At 73.2% G+C, this 15,033-nt stretch carries 16 protein-coding genes; 5 read left to right on the forward strand and 11 right to left on the reverse strand.

The features are described from left to right. Window positions 1-73 precede the first annotated feature (73 nt). From ACFYML_RS29790 to ACFYML_RS29800, 3 genes are all read left to right on the forward strand, one after another. Window positions 74-1,189: a hypothetical protein gene (locus ACFYML_RS29790; RefSeq protein WP_387423780.1), complete on the forward strand. Its 1,116-nt coding sequence runs from the start codon at window positions 74-76 to the stop codon at window positions 1,187-1,189. Between the two features lie 64 nt (window positions 1,190-1,253). Then, window positions 1,254-1,547 carry a helix-turn-helix transcriptional regulator gene (locus tag ACFYML_RS29795; RefSeq protein ID WP_073835181.1) on the forward strand — a complete coding sequence of 98 codons (294 nt, stop codon included), beginning with the start codon at window positions 1,254-1,256 and terminating at the stop codon, window positions 1,545-1,547. Beyond that, the gene (locus ACFYML_RS29800) at window positions 1,544-1,930 is read left to right on the forward strand and encodes a VOC family protein (protein WP_387423781.1); all 387 of its coding nucleotides are present in this window, start codon (window positions 1,544-1,546) and stop codon (window positions 1,928-1,930) included. The genes ACFYML_RS29795 and ACFYML_RS29800 overlap by 4 nt, the downstream gene beginning before the upstream one ends. 25 nt (window positions 1,931-1,955) lie before the next feature. Here ACFYML_RS29800 and ACFYML_RS29805 read toward each other — a convergent pair whose 3' ends face one another. Further along, window positions 1,956-3,116, reverse strand: coding sequence for a hypothetical protein (locus tag ACFYML_RS29805; RefSeq protein WP_387423782.1), 1,161 nt, complete (start codon window positions 3,114-3,116; stop codon window positions 1,956-1,958). 86 nt (window positions 3,117-3,202) lie between these two features. On the opposite strand from ACFYML_RS29805, the gene ACFYML_RS29810 reads away from it, so the two are divergent. Next, window positions 3,203-4,252 (forward strand): zinc-dependent alcohol dehydrogenase family protein, encoded by a 1,050-nt coding sequence (locus ACFYML_RS29810; RefSeq protein ID WP_387423783.1) that lies wholly within the window; start codon window positions 3,203-3,205, stop codon window positions 4,250-4,252. 50 nt (window positions 4,253-4,302) lie between these two features. Here ACFYML_RS29810 and ACFYML_RS29815 read toward each other — a convergent pair whose 3' ends face one another. Further along, on the reverse strand, window positions 4,303-5,289 hold the full coding sequence (locus tag ACFYML_RS29815; RefSeq protein WP_387423784.1) for a DMT family transporter: 987 nt from the start codon (window positions 5,287-5,289) through the stop codon (window positions 4,303-4,305). A gap of 105 nt (window positions 5,290-5,394) precedes the next feature. Between ACFYML_RS29815 and ACFYML_RS29820 the strand changes: the two genes are divergently transcribed. Next, complete coding sequence (locus ACFYML_RS29820) at window positions 5,395-6,288, forward strand: LysR family transcriptional regulator (RefSeq protein WP_387423785.1); 894 nt, start codon at window positions 5,395-5,397, stop codon at window positions 6,286-6,288. Between the two features lie 36 nt (window positions 6,289-6,324). Here the strand turns inward: ACFYML_RS29820 and ACFYML_RS29825 are convergent, their stop codons facing one another. From ACFYML_RS29825 to coxB, 9 genes are read right to left on the reverse strand one after another with little or no spacing between them, the layout of a single operon-like run. Further along, window positions 6,325-8,088 carry a cytochrome bc complex cytochrome b subunit gene (locus ACFYML_RS29825; protein ID WP_387423786.1) on the reverse strand — a complete coding sequence of 588 codons (1,764 nt, stop codon included), beginning with the start codon at window positions 8,086-8,088 and terminating at the stop codon, window positions 6,325-6,327. Continuing rightward, window positions 8,085-8,948, reverse strand: a complete 864-nt coding sequence (locus tag ACFYML_RS29830) for a Rieske 2Fe-2S domain-containing protein (RefSeq protein WP_387423787.1) — start codon at window positions 8,946-8,948, stop codon at window positions 8,085-8,087. Before ACFYML_RS29830 ends, ACFYML_RS29825 begins: the two co-directional genes overlap by 4 nt. Then, window positions 8,945-9,724 carry a c-type cytochrome gene (locus ACFYML_RS29835; protein WP_387423788.1) on the reverse strand — a complete coding sequence of 260 codons (780 nt, stop codon included), beginning with the start codon at window positions 9,722-9,724 and terminating at the stop codon, window positions 8,945-8,947. The genes ACFYML_RS29830 and ACFYML_RS29835 overlap by 4 nt, the downstream gene beginning before the upstream one ends. A gap of 3 nt (window positions 9,725-9,727) precedes the next feature. Beyond that, window positions 9,728-10,114: a c-type cytochrome gene (locus ACFYML_RS29840; protein ID WP_387423789.1), complete on the reverse strand. Its 387-nt coding sequence runs from the start codon at window positions 10,112-10,114 to the stop codon at window positions 9,728-9,730. Further along, entirely contained in the window at window positions 10,111-11,025 is a 915-nt protein-coding gene (locus tag ACFYML_RS29845; protein WP_387423790.1) for a cytochrome c oxidase assembly protein, read from the reverse strand. The genes ACFYML_RS29840 and ACFYML_RS29845 overlap by 4 nt, the downstream gene beginning before the upstream one ends. Next, window positions 11,013-11,414: a hypothetical protein gene (locus ACFYML_RS29850; RefSeq protein ID WP_387423791.1), complete on the reverse strand. Its 402-nt coding sequence runs from the start codon at window positions 11,412-11,414 to the stop codon at window positions 11,013-11,015. Before ACFYML_RS29850 ends, ACFYML_RS29845 begins: the two co-directional genes overlap by 13 nt. Further along, window positions 11,414-12,043, reverse strand: a complete 630-nt coding sequence (locus ACFYML_RS29855) for a heme-copper oxidase subunit III (RefSeq protein WP_387423792.1) — start codon at window positions 12,041-12,043, stop codon at window positions 11,414-11,416. Before ACFYML_RS29855 ends, ACFYML_RS29850 begins: the two co-directional genes overlap by 1 nt. After that, window positions 12,040-13,968, reverse strand: a complete 1,929-nt coding sequence (ctaD, locus tag ACFYML_RS29860) for a cytochrome c oxidase subunit I (protein WP_387423793.1) — start codon at window positions 13,966-13,968, stop codon at window positions 12,040-12,042. The genes ACFYML_RS29855 and ctaD overlap by 4 nt, the downstream gene beginning before the upstream one ends. An 8-nt stretch (window positions 13,969-13,976) precedes the next feature. After that, complete coding sequence (gene coxB / locus ACFYML_RS29865) at window positions 13,977-15,002, reverse strand: cytochrome c oxidase subunit II (protein WP_387423794.1); 1,026 nt, start codon at window positions 15,000-15,002, stop codon at window positions 13,977-13,979. Between the last annotated feature and the right edge of the window lie 31 nt (window positions 15,003-15,033).

The following is a 15,033-nucleotide window of genomic DNA, read 5'->3' on the forward strand; positions in this document are numbered from 1 at the left end:
GGTGGTGTGACGTGTGCTCGGTGGCCGTCTGGCGGCGGTGTGCCGCCGCGCCTGCGCGCGGACGGGAGCGCGGATGGACCTGATGCGGTGGTTCGCGGGGGTCGCCGGACTGGCCGTCCTGGTCCTCGTCGCGAGCAGCATCCTGGGCAGTCTGGTGGTGCCCCGCGGGTTGGGGTCCGCGTTGGTGCGGGTGCTGTGGCGGTCGATGCGATGGGTGCTGCGCCGTGCGTCGGCCCCCTTCCACAGCTACGAGGTGCGCGACCGGTTCCTCGCCTGGCTCGCGCCGGCGGTGCTGATCGCGATGCTGTGGTCCTGGCTGGCCGGGCTGCTGGTCTCGTACGGGCTGCTCATGCACGCGGTGTCCGGGATCTCGTGGGCGGACTCGTTCCGGGAGGCCGGATCCAGTCTGTTCACCCTCGGCTTCGCGTCCGGCAAACGGTCCACGCTCAACCCGCTGGACTTCATCGCCGCGGCGAGCGGACCGGTGGTCATCGCGCTCCAGATCGCCTACCTGCCGACGTTGTACGGCGCGTTCAACCGCCGGGAGCAGGAGGTCACCCTGCTCCAGGCCCGCGCCTCGCAGCCCGCCTGGGGACCCGAGCTGCTGGCCCGGCAGGCCCTCGTCGGCACCGTCGACGAGCTGCGCGGCCTGTACGAGGACTGGGAGCGGCTGGCCGCCGACATCGGCGAGACGCACAGCAACTACCCGGTGCTGCTGTCGTTCCGTTCGCCGCGCCCGTACCGCGGCTGGGTGGTCGCCCTGATCGCGGTGATGGACGCCGCCGCCATGCACATCTCCCTCGCCCCGTCCGCGGCGGTCGTCCCCTCCGCGCGGCTGATGCTGCGGTCGGGGTTCACCGCGCTGCGCGAGATCGCCCGGGTGGTCCGCATCCCGTTCGACCCCGACCCCGACCCCGACGGTCCGCTCCGGCTGACGTTCGAGGAGTACGCCGAGGCCGTGGCGCACATACAGAAGGCCGGCTTCGTCACGGAACGCTCGGCGGAGGAGTCCTGGCCACACTTTCGCGGTTGGCGGGTCAACTACGAGAGCATCGGCTACGCATTGGCCCGCAACCTCGACGCCGTGCCGGCCCTGTGGAGCGGCGGGCGGGACTTCCCGCACGAACCGGTAGCGCCCCAGAGGCCGATCGATCGGCGGCCGCAGCCGTCCCGGGACCATCCCTCCTGACTCGGGCGCCCGGTGGGCGTGCCGGACTTGATAGGCAAGTGGCTGCTTGCATATACTCGGCACGGTGAAAGACGGTGACGTGTTCAGAGCGATCGCCGACCCGACCCGCCGCAAGATCCTCGACGAGCTGACCGAACGCGACGACCAGACCCTGTTCGAGATCTGCTCCCGGCTGACCATGCGGCACCAGATCACCTCCTCCCGGCAGGCGATCTCGCAGCACCTCGAGCTGCTGGAGGCAGCCGGGCTGGTGGTGTCACGCCGCGACGGGCGTTACAAGTTCCATTCCATCAATCCCGCCCCGCTCGAACAGATCGTCGAGCGGTGGCTCAACCGCCGGACGAAGGAGTCCTCGTGAGGATCAACCTGACCAGCGTGCTCGTCGACGACCAGCGGAAGGCGCTGCGGTTCTACACCGAGGTGCTGGGCTTCGTGAAGAAGACCGAGATCCCGATGGGCGCGGTCAGCTGGCTCACCGTCGTCTCGCCCGACCAGCCGGACGGCACCGAGCTGGTGCTCGAGCCGGACGCCCACCCGGCGGCAAAGCCGTTCAAGGCGGCGCTGGTCGCCGACGGCATCCCGTACACCTCGTTCGCCGTGGAGGACGTGCACAAGGAGTATGACCGGCTGCGGGAGAAGGGCGTCGTCTTCACCCAGGAGCCGACGGCCATGGGTCCGGTGACCACCGCCGTGTTCGACGACACCTGCGGCAACCTGATCCAGATCGCCTGCCAGCAGTAGGCGTCGGGCGGCGGGCCGGAGGTGGCTATCCGGCCCGCATCGCAAGCTGGTCGAGCTGCGGCAGCACGACGCCGAGTTCCCGCAGCCGGGCGCTCGCCACCTCGACGGCATGCAGCTGGCCGACCGTGTCGGCGACGAACAGCCACCGGCTGTCCGGCGACCAGACCATTGCCTGCGGGAAGAACCCGGCATCCACCGCCAGCTCCACCGGGACGGTCCCGCCGGAACGCAGGTCGAGCAGATGGACCCGGGGCAATGCGCCCGGCGAACTCACCCAGATGGCGGTCCTTGTCCCGTCCGGCGAGATCAGCCCACGGCTGACCTCGTTCTCCGGCAGCCGCAGCGGCACCGCACGTCGGGCCCCGGTGCGCTGCTCGATCAGGACCGCGGCGCAGCGCAGGCGCTCGTCGCACTCCCGGGCCAGCCAGTGTCTCGGGCCGACGGCGAGCACCTCGCCGGTGGTGATCCGGCGGACACCGTCGGGGCGCAGCGAGTAGACCCCGCCGGTCGCGCCGACGAGCGGGTACCCGGCACCGTCCGGCTCGGCGAAGCCCTGCATGTTCCGAGGGAGCACGAGCGTCTGCCCGGTGCGCCGGCCGTCGAAGCGGACCAGGAGCATCCGCCCGGCCTCCTCCTCGCTCACCCACACCGAGGTCGGATCCGGACCGGGCAGCGCCGCGCCACTGCGGCTGAACTCGTCGGTCGCTTCGGCCGCGGGTCCCCCGTCCGGCACCACGTAGCCCGGCACCGCGTCCAACGGCCGGACGACCACCCGGTCGGGGCCGATCAGGAAGTTGACCGGGCCGGTGCTGCGCAGCGCCGGCACGGGGGTGGTGGTCACCCGGCCGCGGGCGAACTCGACGCGGACCACCGATTCCGGACCCCGGCCGTACAGCTGCCAGCCGGCGTCGATCCCGAGCAGGGGGTGGCCGAGCTCGGTGACCGCTGGGGCAGCCGGCCTGGGGGTGGCCGAGCTCGGCGATGCGGCGGCTCTGGTCGCGGACGGCGACGGGGCCGCCGGTGGCCGGTCCGGCCGGCTGTCGGCGCCGGTGCGCGCATAGACGGCCAGCCCGACGCCGGCGACGAGCACCAGCGGCAGCCACTTCCGCCAGGGGCGCCGGGGGCGGTCGTCGCGGACCGGGCCGCCGATCTCGATGATGTCACCCGGGTGGTCGTCGGCCGTCACCCTGCCATCATCTCCCGCGGCGTCGCCTGGCGCTGACCCCCGGTCCACGGTTGGCCGCCCGTCCACGGCGTGTGAGGATGCGGCGCATGCGTGCCGTGATCTTCGACGAGTTCGGTGTCCGACCCGAGGTCCGCGACGTCCCGGATCCGGTGCCGCCGCCCGGTGGCGCGGTGATCCGGGTCGAGGCGACCGGGCTGTGCCGCAGCGACTGGCACGGGTGGCAGGGGCATGACCCCGACATCCGCCTGCCCCACGTCCCGGGCCACGAGTACGCCGGGGTCGTCACGGCGGTCGGCGCCGGCGTACCCGGCTGGCGACCCGGCGACCGGGTCACCGTGCCCTTCGTCTGCGCGTGCGGGCAGTGCCCCGCCTGCCTCGCCGGCGACCAGCAGGTGTGCGAGCGGCAGACGCAGCCCGGCTTCACCCACTGGGGCTCGTTCGCCGAGTACGTGGCGGTGCAAAACGCCGACGTCAACCTGATCCGGCTCCCCGACGAGCTGGGCTACCCGGCCGCGGCGGCGCTCGGCTGCCGGTTCGCCACGGCGTTCCGGGCGGTGGTCGGCCAGGGGCGGGTCGCCGCGGGCGAGTGGGTGGCGGTGCACGGTTGCGGCGGCGTGGGACTGTCCGCGGTGATGATCGCGGCGGCGTGCGGTGCGCAGGTGGTGGCCGTCGACATCGCCCCCGGCGCGCTGGAACTCGCCCGACGCTGCGGTGCCACCGTCTGTCTGGACGGGCGTGCCCTCGCCGACCCCGGCGCGGTGGCCGCGGCCGTTCGCGACGCGACCGACGGCGGGGCGCACCTGTCGCTCGACGCCCTGGGCAGCCACGCCACCTGCGCCGCCTCGATCGAGAGCCTGCGGCGGCGCGGACGGCACGTGCAGGTGGGGCTCCTCCCCGCCGCCCAGGGCCGCCCGGCCCTGCCGATGGACCTCGTGATCGCGTACGAGCTGGAGCTGCGCGGCAGCCACGGCATGGCCGCGCACGCCTACCCGGAGCTGCTCCGGCTGGTCACCGCGGGCGTGCTGCGCCCCGCCGAGCTGGTCACCCGCACCATCGGCCTAGCCGAGGTGCCCGACGCGTTGGCCGCCATGGACGGTCCCGCGCCGGGCGGAATGTGCCTCATCCGACCGGCGTGAGTGGGCGGGCCGCAGGCGGTGGCGAACCGGTGGGTGCGCGGAGGATCCGCTCAACCGGCTCGGGTGCCCGCCGCCGCGGCAGGCCCGGCGTCCGCCGGGTCCGCGACCGGCCGGCGGGCCGGCGAATGACCGACCTCGGCGGCGGGCGGTGTCTCCGGCGCCCGTGGCGGCCACCGGGTCAGGCCGACGCCGAGCAGGACGACGACCATGCCCACGGTCATCCGGATGGTGACCGGCTCGTCGAGCAGGAGTGCGCCCAACGTCACCGAGACGACCGGCAGCAGATAGCCGACGCTGGCGGCGTTGGTGGCGCCCTCGTGGGTGATGATCTTGTAGGTGAGGTGGAAGGTGACCGCCGTGCAGCCGAGGGCGAGCACGACGAGGGCGCCGACCGACGCCATGGTCACCTGCGGCGCGTCGAGGCCACCGACGGGCAGGAACAGCGCGCTCCAGCCGGTCGCGGCGAGCAGTTGGGCGCTGGACAGCACGATCGTCGGTACGCCTCGGCCGACCAGGGTCCGCCCCAGGTAGGCGAAGGCGGCGGCGTAGCTGACGGCCGCGCCGAGGATGGCCAGGGCGTTCCAGCTGATCAGGCCCCCGTGGCGCCACGGGGCGAAGATGGTCACGACTCCGGCGAAGCCGAGCAGGAGGCCGCCGAGGCGGATCGGGCGCAGGTCGCGCTCCGCGCCGATCGAGAGGCCCAGCAGCAGCGACCAGAGCGGTGTGGTGGCGTTCAGCACCCCCGCGGTCCCCGAGTCGACGGTCCGCTGACCGAGGCTGAACAGCGCGAACGGCAGGGCGTTGCAGAGGAGGGCCGCCACGGCCAGGTGCCGCCAGATCGACGGGTCGGTGGGCAGGCGATGGCCGGCCAGCCGGCACGCCAGCAGGAGTGCCGCGGCGCCCAGGGCGCACCGGACGAAGGTCACCTGGGCGGGTGTGAACCCGTCCAGGGCCACGGTGATCCACAGGAAGGTGGAGCCCCACAACAGGGCCAGTACGCCCATCCGGAGCAGGTTCCGTGCGCCACCGCTGATCATGGCTCTCCCGTCGAGGCGTGTCGTCGCGTCGTGCCGGCTCCACCGTGCCCCGACTGGATCAGCAGGACAAGTGAACTTTTCTACCTGACCGTTAAGCTCTGCTACATGCTTGACGTGCGTCGCCTCCAGGTCCTCCGCGCGGTCGTGACCAGCGGCTCGGTCACCGCGGCCGCGACCCATCTCGGTTACACCCCGTCGGCGGTCAGCCAGCAGATCGCCGCGCTGGAGCGGCAGACCGGGGTCCGGCTGCTGGAGCGGATCGGCCGGGGGGTACGTCCCACCGCGGCCGGCCGGCTGCTCACCGAGCACGCCGGCATCATCAGCCGGAGCATCGCCGACGCGGAGACCTCGCTGGCGGAGCTCCGGGCCGGCCGCACCGGGCTACTGACGGTGCGCTACTTCGCCACCGCCGGCGCCGCCCTGATCCCGCCCGCGCTGGCGCGGTTCCGCCACCAGCATCCGGACGTACGCGTCGAGTTGAAGCTGATCGATCCTGATCCGCTGCCGGAGGTGGCGCAGGGCCGCGCGGACCTGGCCATCCTCGTCCGCGCGGGCACGCCGGTCCGCGACGGCGTCCACCTCGTCCACCTGCTCGACGATCCGTACCTGGCGGTCCTGCCCCGCGATCACCGCCTCGCCGCGAAGGAGGCGGTCGACCTGGCCGATCTCGCCGCGGAGCCCTGGGTCAGCAGCGAGCCGGCCGGGCCGTGCCGGGAGGTGGTGCTGGCCGCCTGCGCGGCGGCGGGTTTCCATCCGCGGACCGCGGTGGAGTGCGACGACTACCCCACCGCGCAAGGTTTCGTCGCCGCCGGGCTCGGCGTCAGCGTGATCCCGCGGACCGCCCTCGACAGCCGCCACCCCGAGGTGGCCGTACGGGAGATCCGGAACCCGCGGCCGGTCCGGCGGATCCACGCGGCGGTCCGGGAGACGTCGCTGGAGCAGCCGGCGCTGCGCGCCCTGCTCACCGCGCTGCGCGACGCGGCATGCGGGCGCGACTGACCGCGGCGGCAGATCCAGCAGCCACCGGTCCGCGGTTCACGTCGGGTCGGCGCCGCCCGGGGTGGCGTCTGCCTGCTCGGCCGGTGGAGGTTCGTCGTCACCGTCCCGCCGCCGACGGCGTTCCCGCCTGCGCCCGAGCAGCGCCGCGACGAGCAACGACCCGGCGGCGGTCGCGCGTCCCCAGCGGCGCAGGGCCACCCGGAGCGCCCGGGCCGGCGGCGGGGGCGGCCCCGGCACCACGACCCGGTCCACGCCCGGGTAGGCCAGCCGGGCGGTCTCGACCGCCTCCTCCTGCGACGTGACGGCCCGGTTGTTGGTGAGGGTCAGCTGTCCGGCCTCGTTCCGGTAGCGCCACCGCCACACCTCACCGTGCGGCCACAGCTCGATCCGCTCCCCCGGGCGGTGGCGGACGGGGACCTCGGGTTCGTCCTCGCCGGTCGGGCGCCGTGGCGCGGGGCGGGCCCCCCGGCGCAGGTCGGCCCGGGTGAGTTCCCCGAGGGAGGCGGCCTCGCCCCGGCGCAGCGCCCGCGCGATGAGGAACGCGAGCACGCCGGTCACGATCGGCAGGACCAGCACCAGGACGCGGAACAGCGCCAACAGGTCGTAGACCGGCACCCGGAGCAGCCGGGCGAGGATGTCGTCGCCCGCGGCCACCACGAGGACCACGTAGAAGGTCAGTGCGCCCACGCCGATGCCGACCCGGACCGGGTGGTTCCGGGGCCGGTCGAGCAGCTGATGCGGGCGGCGGTCGCGGGTGCACCATCGTTCGATGAACGGCCACAGGTAGAGGGCGACGAAGCTCAGCCCGCCGAGCACGACGCCGGGGAAGAACGGGGCCGGCACCAGGTATCCGCCGATGCGGAACTCCCACGGCGGGAACAGGCGCAACGCGCCGTCGCCCCAGGCGACATACCAGTCCGGCTGCGCCGGCGAGCTGGACTCGGCCGGCGCGAACGGACCGTACAGCCAGACCGGGTTGATCTGGACCAGCCCACCGAGGGCGAACAACACCGCCAGCACCCAGGCGAAGAGGGCGAGCGTGCGCAGGGTGTAACCCGGCCAGAACCGGGAGCCGACCACGTTGTGCTCGGTCCGCCCCGGGCCCGGGAACTGGCTGTGCTTCTGCCGCACCAGGATGCCCAGATGCAGCGAGACGAGGGCGACGAGGATCGCCGGTACGAGCAGCACGTGGGTGATGAACATCCGCGGGATCATCTCGTCGGAGGGGAACTCGCCGCCGAGGGCCAGCGCGGCCAGCCAGGTCCCCACCAGGGGGATGGACTCCACCACCGAGGTGATGATCCGCAGACCCAGCCCGGACAGGAGGTCGTCGGGCATGGAGTAGCCGGTGAAGCCGTTGGCCAGGGCGAGGGCCAGCATGGTCACGCCGATCAGCCAGTTGAGTTCGCGCGGCTTCCGGAACGCCCCGGTGAAGAAGATCCGGGACAGGTGCAGCACGATCGCCGCGACGAAGGCCAGCGCCGCCCAGTGGTGGGTCTGCCGGATCAGCAGTCCGGCCCGGACGTCCCAGCTCAGCCGCACCGTCGAGGCGTACGCGGCGGAGGTGGTGGCGCCGTCCAGCGGGGCGTAGGAGCCCTGGTAGACCCGGTCGGCAGAGCTGGCGTCGAAGAAGAACGTGAGATAGACGCCGGTGAGGATCAGCGCGATGAACGAGTAGAGCGCGATCTCCCCGAGCATGAACGACCAGTGGTCGGGGAAGATCTTCGCCAGCGCGCGGCGGGTGATCGGGGAGAGCCGGAGCCGGTCGTCCAGCGCGCGGGCCAGCGGACCCATGATCATGGTCGGCTCCAGAATCCGGCGCCGGGCGGCGCGGTGAAGTCGCCGGTGGCCCGCAGGAAGCCGTCCGGGCCGACCTCGATCGGCAGCCCCGGCAGGGGGCGTGCCGCGGGGCCGGCGATCGGCCGGGCGCCGGCCAGCAGGTCGAACGAGGACTGGTGGCACGGGCAGAGCACCCGGCCGGCGCCCTTGAGGTAGAGCCGCACCGGGCAGCCGGCGTGGGTGCAGAGCAGCGACCAGACGACCAGGCCGCCCAGGTGCCCGCCGGCGGGCTGGCGGATGAAGCGCTCCGGGTTGAGGCGGACCGCGAACGCGGGCGCGTCCCCGACGTCGATGCTGCCCTCCGGAAAGACCGCGACCATCGTGTCGGCGGGCACGTCGTCCGGCCGTAACGGTCGTCCCTGGTCGTCCACCAGCCGGACACCCGGCCCCCACGGGGTGTCCTTCAGCGACCGCGTCGGGCGTTGCCGGTCCCACGGGAGCAGGGAGCGCAGCGGGAACAGCGCGGCGACGCCGAGGGCGGTCAGCGCGAAGCCGAGCGCCGCGAGCAGCCCCCACCGGCGCGTCGGGCTCTCCGGCGCGCGGAACACCGCCGCGGTCATTGCCTGCTCGGCGGGGGGCGAAACAAAGCCCTCGTGCTCCTCGACGTAGCCGCCGACCGGCACCAACCGGCGGGACCAGACCGCGAGCCCCACCGCCAGGCCGGCGAAGGCGACCGCCAGGCACACCCCTTCCCACTGGGTACCGCCGTTCAACCCGTACGTGACCGCGAAGCCGACCGCCCCGGCGGCGCTCACCAGGAACGCGGCGGCGATCCGGCGGCTCGCGGCCCGCTCGCTCTTCGACGGAGTCCGGCCGCTCACTCCCCCGCCCTCCGGCCCAGCCATCGCACGGCGCCCACCAGCAGGGCGAGCACCACCACCCAGCCGACCAGCCCCTCGGCCAGCGGCCCCAGCCGGCCGATCGGATTGCCGCCCCGGTCCAGTCGCTCGGAGCGCAGCCGCTGCACGTAGCTGGTCAGGTCGTTCACCTGCCGGTCGGTGAGCACCTGGCTGGGGAAGGCCGGCATCAGCCCGGGCCCGACCCGGACCGCCTCGGCGACCTGGGTGGCCGTGGACTCGTACAGCGGCGGAGCGATCCAGCCGTTGGTGAGGACCGCACCGGAGCCGCCCGCGCCGTGGCAGGGCGCGCAGTTGGCGGCGAAGAGTGCGCGGCCCGAGACCACGTCGCCGGGCGCGACCCGGGGAATCTGCGGGCCCCCGCCGCCGAAGCTGGCCACGTGGCCGACCAGCGCGGAGATGTCGTCGGCGGAGAAGACCGGTGCGCGGCGGGTGGCCTGCGGCACCTCCTGCGAGAGCGGCATCCGCCCGGTGGAGAGCTGGAAGTCCACCGAGGCCGGTCCGACGCCGATCAGGGACGGGCCCCGCTGCGATCCCTGTCCCTGCGGGCCGTGGCAGCTCGCGCACTGCTCCAGGTAGAGCTGGGTGCCCCGGTCGGCGGCGGGGGTGGTGGCGGTCGGGGTCGGGGTGGGTGCGGGCGCGAGTGCCACCGGTCCCGCGGCCAGCGCCAGGACGGACCCGACCGCGAGGGCCCGGCGGGGGTGCGGGGTGGGCAGCGTCACCGCTCGTGGTCGCCGCATCGGTCAGTCCAGGGTGTAGAGGTACGCGGCGATGTCCTGTGCGTCGATCGCGCTGACGCCCAGCTTCGGCATGGCGGTGCCCGGTTCGACGGCCTGCGGGTCGGTGATCCACCGTTGCAGGTTGTCGGCGTTGTTGGGCAGCTCACCGGCGATGTACGACCGGGCGCCGAAGCGGGTCAGCGGCGGGCCGACCAGCCCACCGGCCTGGTCGATGCCGGGAATGGTGTGGCACGAGCCGCAGCCGTACTGGGCGATGAGCTGCGCACCCCGGTCGGGCCGGCCGACCCGGGACTCGGGCGGCGGTGGGGGCGGCGCCGAGGCGCAGCCGGTCACGGTGACGACCGGCAGCGCCGCCAGCACGGCGCCCAGCATCCAGAGACGACGGCTCATCGCACCATCCCTTCCGTTGCGGTACCGGTCGCCACCGGCTTCGGGTGCCGGCCCGGCCGGTCGGCAACCAGGTCGTCGGGCCGGTCCCGGTCCAGCCGCAGTAGCCAGGCGAGGAAGACCGCCAACGTCGCCACCAGCACCGCCACGTCCATGGGCGCCCACATCAGCAGCCCGGCGAGCTGCTGGTCGGCGACCGGGTCGGGGCCGAGGACGCGCACGGGGTAGACCGGCTCGGGGGCGAAGGTGAGGGCCGCGCCGAGGGCGGACGCGGGCAGCATGGTGCCGACCAGCAGCAGCAGCGACACCGGAGCGGGCGCCCGGTGGCGCGCCGGGCCGAGCACCGGCGCCCACAGCAGCCAGGCCGCCGCCACCAGGCTCACGTGCTCGGCGGCGTGCAGGACCGGGCGGTCCACGGCGGCGACGTACGGGCCCGGCAGGTGCCAGAACCACAGGACGAGGGTCTGCGCCGCGGCGGCCAGCAGGGCGTACCCGGCCGGGCGGCGCAGCCGGCGCACCGGGGCCGCGGCCCGCCAGCGGGCCAGCAGCCGGCGCAGCGGCCGGGGTGCGGCCACGGTCAGCGGCAGCCCGGCCGCGCCCGCCGCGAGCAGCGGGCCGGCCACCAGCAGGAGCAGCATGTGCTGGGCCATGTGGCCGGCGAAGGAGGACTCCGCCAGCCGGTGCACCGGCCCCTGGTCGGCCGCCAGCACCACCAGCAGCCCACCGCCGAACGCGGCCACCCGCCAGCCCGGCACGACCCGGCCGGGGCCACGGCGCGCCCACAACTCCTGTACGCCCCGGCCGTAGCCGGCGGCGAGCAGGCAGAGCCCCGCGACGACCAGCATGGCCAGCAGGCCGTCGGCCACGTCGCCCGGGCCGGGCCCGTGGGCCCGGTAGCCGCTCAGCCCTGACATGGCGGGAACACCAGCACGGCGACGCCGCCGAGCGCGATGATCGTCAGGAACAGCAGGTTCGCCCAGACACCCACCACGGCGAGCATCCGGGACCGGTCGAGGGCCCGGTCGTGGCCGCCGGCCGCCCGCGCCTGCCCGGTACGCCTCAGCACCAGGGTGGCGACCAGCAACGATCCCAGGGTGGCCACGCCCGGGACGAACACGGCGACGCTGAGGGCCTGCCAGAGCGGTACGCCGGCGATGCGCTCGGACTTGGCGGCGCAGGCGAGCTCATCCAGGCTCCAGGCGGCGATCAGATGCACCGCCCAGGCGACCGCGCCGCCGAGCACGCCGTACCAGAGCAGCAGCCCGCCGGTCAGGCGGGCGTGTGGGCCGGGTCGCGCGGTCATCACAGGCGCGGGGAGAGGTAGATGGTGAACAGGATGGCGACCCACACCGTGTCGACGAAATGCCAGTAGATCGCGGCGTTGCGGACCCGTTCGTGGCGGTGGGACCCGAAGCTGCCGCCGCGCAGGGAGGCGACGAGCAGCCACCCGATCATCGCCAACCCGACACTCACGTGCAGCCCGTGGAACCCGGTGATCACGTAGAACAGCGACCCGTAGACGTTGGTGGTCATGGTGAAGTGCTGGAGGTCGTCCTGGTACTCGATGACCAGCAGGGCCATGAAGGACAGCCCCATCACCAGGGTCGCGGCGAGACCGGCGCGCAGACGCCAGCGCTGGCCCCGCCGGATGCCGTGTTCCGCCCAGACCACCGGCAGGCTGCTGGGCACCAGCACCCCGGTCATCACCAGCGGGATGAGCAGCTTCGGCTTGTCGATGCCCTCCGGCGGCCAGACGGGGCCGTGCTGGAAGCGGAGGTAGAAGTAGCTGCCGAGCAGGCAGGCGAAGAGGGTGGCCTCGGTGGCCACGAACATCACCATGCCCCACCAGCCGGTCGGCCGGCCGACCGGCTCCTCCGTGGTCAGCGCCTCGACACCGGTGGCCGCGGCCACCACCCCGCCCCGGTCCGTCATGACGCGATCCCGATTTCCTCGTCGGGCCGCCGAGGCGGCCAGAGCCACGCCGCGATCGTCGCCGCCACCGCCAGCACGGCGGCCACCGCGACCGGGTACGCGCCCAGCAGCAGGGCGGTGAAGAAGACCAGCAGCACGCCGGCGAGCACGAGCGGCTTGAACGAGGGCTCCGGCATCTGCGCCGCGCGCTCGGGGCGCGCGTCCAGCTCGCTGGTGAACAGGGTGCGCTTGCCCTCGCTGAGGATGCGGTCCTTGGTCGCGCCCGTGGTGGTCGACTCCACGGTCCGCTCGTCCCAGGTGGGGTGCAGGCTGTGCACGCGGGGAATGACCGGGAAGTTGTACGCCTCGGGTGGTGAGGCGGCCGACCATTCCAGGCTGTCGCCCTCCCACGGGTCCGGCCCGGCCGGCCGGCCCCGCCGGATCGCGTGCACCACGCCGATGAGCACCAGCAGCAGCCCGAGTGCCAGCACGTACGACCCGATACTGCTGATCAGGTTCCCCACGTCCCAGCCCAGGTCGCTGCGGTAGGTGTAGACGCGCCGGGGCATGCCGAACAGGCCGTAGAGGTGCATGGGGAAGAACGTGACGTGCATGCCGGTGAAGACCAGCCAGAACGCCCACCGCCCGAGCCCCTCGTGGTACATCCGACCGGTGATCTTGGGGAGCCAGAAGTAGATGCCGGCGAGTATCGGGAAGAGCGCCCCGCCGAGCAGCACGTAGTGGAAGTGGGCCACCACGAAGTACGAGTCGGTGACCTGTTGGTCGAAGGCGGTCACCGCGAACATCGCGCCGGTGAAGCCGCCGAGCACGAAGGTCACGATGAACCCGATGACGAACAGCAGCGGGGCGCGCAGCACCAGCCGGCCGAGCATCATGGTGGCCAGCCAGGCGAAGATCTGGATCCCGGACGGGATGGTGATGATGGTGCTGGCCGCGCTGAAGAAGCTGTACGACAGCTGGGGCAGCCCGGTGGCGAACATGTGGTGTACCCAGACCCCGAACGAGACGATGGAGATCGCGACGATCGCCAGCACGATCAGCGGGTAGCCGACGACGCCGCGGCGGGTGAACGCGGGGAGCACGGCGGAGACGATGCCCAGCCCGGGCATCACGATGATGTACACGTCGGGGTGCCCGAAGATCCAGAACAGGTGCTGCCAGAGCAGCACGTTCCCGCCGCCGCCCGGGTCAAAGAAGTGGGTGTCGAACCGGCGGTCGAGGAAGAGCAGCGCGTTGTCCGTGTTCAGCGCGGGCAGGGCGAAGACCACCATGAAGGCGGTGGCCACGATCGCCCAGACGAACAACGGCACCCGGTTGAGCGACATCCCCGGCGCGCGCAGCTTGAGCGCGGTGACGATGAAGTTGATCGCGCCCGCGGTGGTGGAGATGCCGAGGAAGAGCAGGCCCAGCGCGTAGACGTCCATGTGCAGGCCGGGGTTGTGCTGATCCTGGTTGAGCGGCGCGTAGGCGAACCAGCCGTTGTTCGGCGCCGCCCCGAACGGCAGGCTCGCCCACATGAACAGCCCGGCGAAGAGGAACACCCAGTAGCCGAAGGCGTTCAACCTGGGGAACGCCATGTCCCGGGAACCGATCATCAGCGGGACGAGGAAGTTGCCGAAGCCGAACAGCATCGGCGTGGCGAACAGGAAGATCATCGCCGTGCCGTGCATGGTGAAAAGCTGGTTGTACTCCTGCGGCGACAGCACGCCGGACTCGGGCCGGGCGAGCTGGGTGCGCATCAGCAGGGCGCTGAGCCCGGCGAGGACGAAGAAGAACGCGGCGGTGACCAGGTAGCGCCGGCCGATCTTCTTGTGGTCCACGGTGGTGAACCAGGCGCGCAGCGAGCGGGGTTCGTCCCAGTGCTCGGCCAGCCGGGCCAGGTCGTCGCGGCCGATGCCGGGTGGTGTGCTGGTGGTTGTGGACATGGTGGCCCCTACTCCAGCGACCGAAGGTAGGCGATGAGGTCGGGCAGTCGGGCGGCGTCGACCGGTTGCGGGGGCATGGCGTTGCCGGGCTTGACGGTCTGCGAGTTGGCAATCCAGCCGCCGAGGTGGCCGGCGTCGTTGGGTACGGCGCCGGCGCCGATGCTCCACCGCGATCCCACGTTCGACAGGTCGGGCCCGACCCGCCCCTGCGCGCCGGTGCCCCGGATCGAGTGGCAGGCGGCGCAGGTGCCCTGCACGAAGGTCTGCTGGCCGCGCCGTTCGGCAGCCGTCTGTGGCGCCCGAGCCGGGGCGTCGAGCCGGTCCAGGAAGGCGTCGAAGTCGGCGCGGGGTTGCGCCACCACGAGGAACGCCATGTGGGCGTGCTGGGTACCGCAGTACTCGGCGCACTGGCCGCGGTAGCTGCCCGCCTGCCGCGCCTCCAGCCAGGTCTCGCGGGTCTCGCCGGAGATCAGGTCGGTCTTCGGCATCAGCTGCGGCACCCAGAAGCTGTGCAGCACGTCGTCGGTGCGCAGGCGTACCTTGACCCGCTCCCCCACCGGGATGTGGATCTCGTTGGCGGTGGCGCCGGATCGGCCCGCGTAGCGCACCTCCCACCACCACTGGTGGCCGATGACCTCCACGGTCAGCGCGTCCCGGCCCGGTCCGGCGCCGAGCGCGGCGAGGTCCCGGAGGCCGACGCCGTACACGGCCACGAGGATGATGAACGGCAGTCCGGCGCCGGCGATCGTCACGAAGCGCAGCGGCTGACCGTGGCGCACCCGGGCGGTGCCCCGCCGGAACACCAGCGCCCACGCGAGCAGCGCCATGACTTCGGCGAACACCGCCACGGAGATCCAGAACAGCAGCCACCAGAGGCCGTTGACCCGGGCCGCTCCGGTCCCCTGCGGATTCAACGCCGACGGTGACCCGCCGGAGCAGCCGGCGAGCAGCAGCAGGCCGGCCAGCAGCAGCACCGGCCCGGGTCGGCGCTGCCGCCGGGCCGGGCGCGGGGCGGTCTCCGCTGTCGTCCTCATCGGCAAGGACCTTAGTCCCGGTTGACCGCCT

Origin of the sequence: Micromonospora sp. NPDC007230 (assembly GCF_042869115.1) — a bacterium.
Classification (GTDB): domain Bacteria; phylum Actinomycetota; class Actinomycetes; order Mycobacteriales; family Micromonosporaceae; genus Micromonospora.

Bases quoted from the DNA above. Each gene is read 5' to 3' on its own strand.
- coxB (WP_387423794.1), bottom strand. From the start codon at position 15,002: ATGAGGACGACAGCGGAGACCGCCCCGCGCCCGGCCCGGCGGCAGCGC.
- ctaD (WP_387423793.1), bottom strand. From the start codon at position 13,968: ATGTCCACAACCACCAGCACACCACCCGGCATCGGCCGCGACGACCTG.
- ACFYML_RS29820 (WP_387423785.1), top strand. From the start codon at position 5,395: ATGCTTGACGTGCGTCGCCTCCAGGTCCTCCGCGCGGTCGTGACCAGC.
- ACFYML_RS29840 (WP_387423789.1), bottom strand. From the start codon at position 10,114: ATGAGCCGTCGTCTCTGGATGCTGGGCGCCGTGCTGGCGGCGCTGCCG.
- ACFYML_RS29855 (WP_387423792.1), bottom strand. From the start codon at position 12,043: ATGACGGACCGGGGCGGGGTGGTGGCCGCGGCCACCGGTGTCGAGGCG.
- ACFYML_RS29810 (WP_387423783.1), top strand. From the start codon at position 3,203: ATGCGTGCCGTGATCTTCGACGAGTTCGGTGTCCGACCCGAGGTCCGC.
- ACFYML_RS29835 (WP_387423788.1), bottom strand. From the start codon at position 9,724: ATGCGGCGACCACGAGCGGTGACGCTGCCCACCCCGCACCCCCGCCGG.
- ACFYML_RS29790 (WP_387423780.1), top strand. From the start codon at position 74: ATGGACCTGATGCGGTGGTTCGCGGGGGTCGCCGGACTGGCCGTCCTG.
- ACFYML_RS29825 (WP_387423786.1), bottom strand. From the start codon at position 8,088: ATGATCATGGGTCCGCTGGCCCGCGCGCTGGACGACCGGCTCCGGCTC.
- ACFYML_RS29850 (WP_387423791.1), bottom strand. From the start codon at position 11,414: ATGACCGCGCGACCCGGCCCACACGCCCGCCTGACCGGCGGGCTGCTG.
- ACFYML_RS29815 (WP_387423784.1), bottom strand. From the start codon at position 5,289: ATGATCAGCGGTGGCGCACGGAACCTGCTCCGGATGGGCGTACTGGCC.
- ACFYML_RS29845 (WP_387423790.1), bottom strand. From the start codon at position 11,025: ATGTCAGGGCTGAGCGGCTACCGGGCCCACGGGCCCGGCCCGGGCGAC.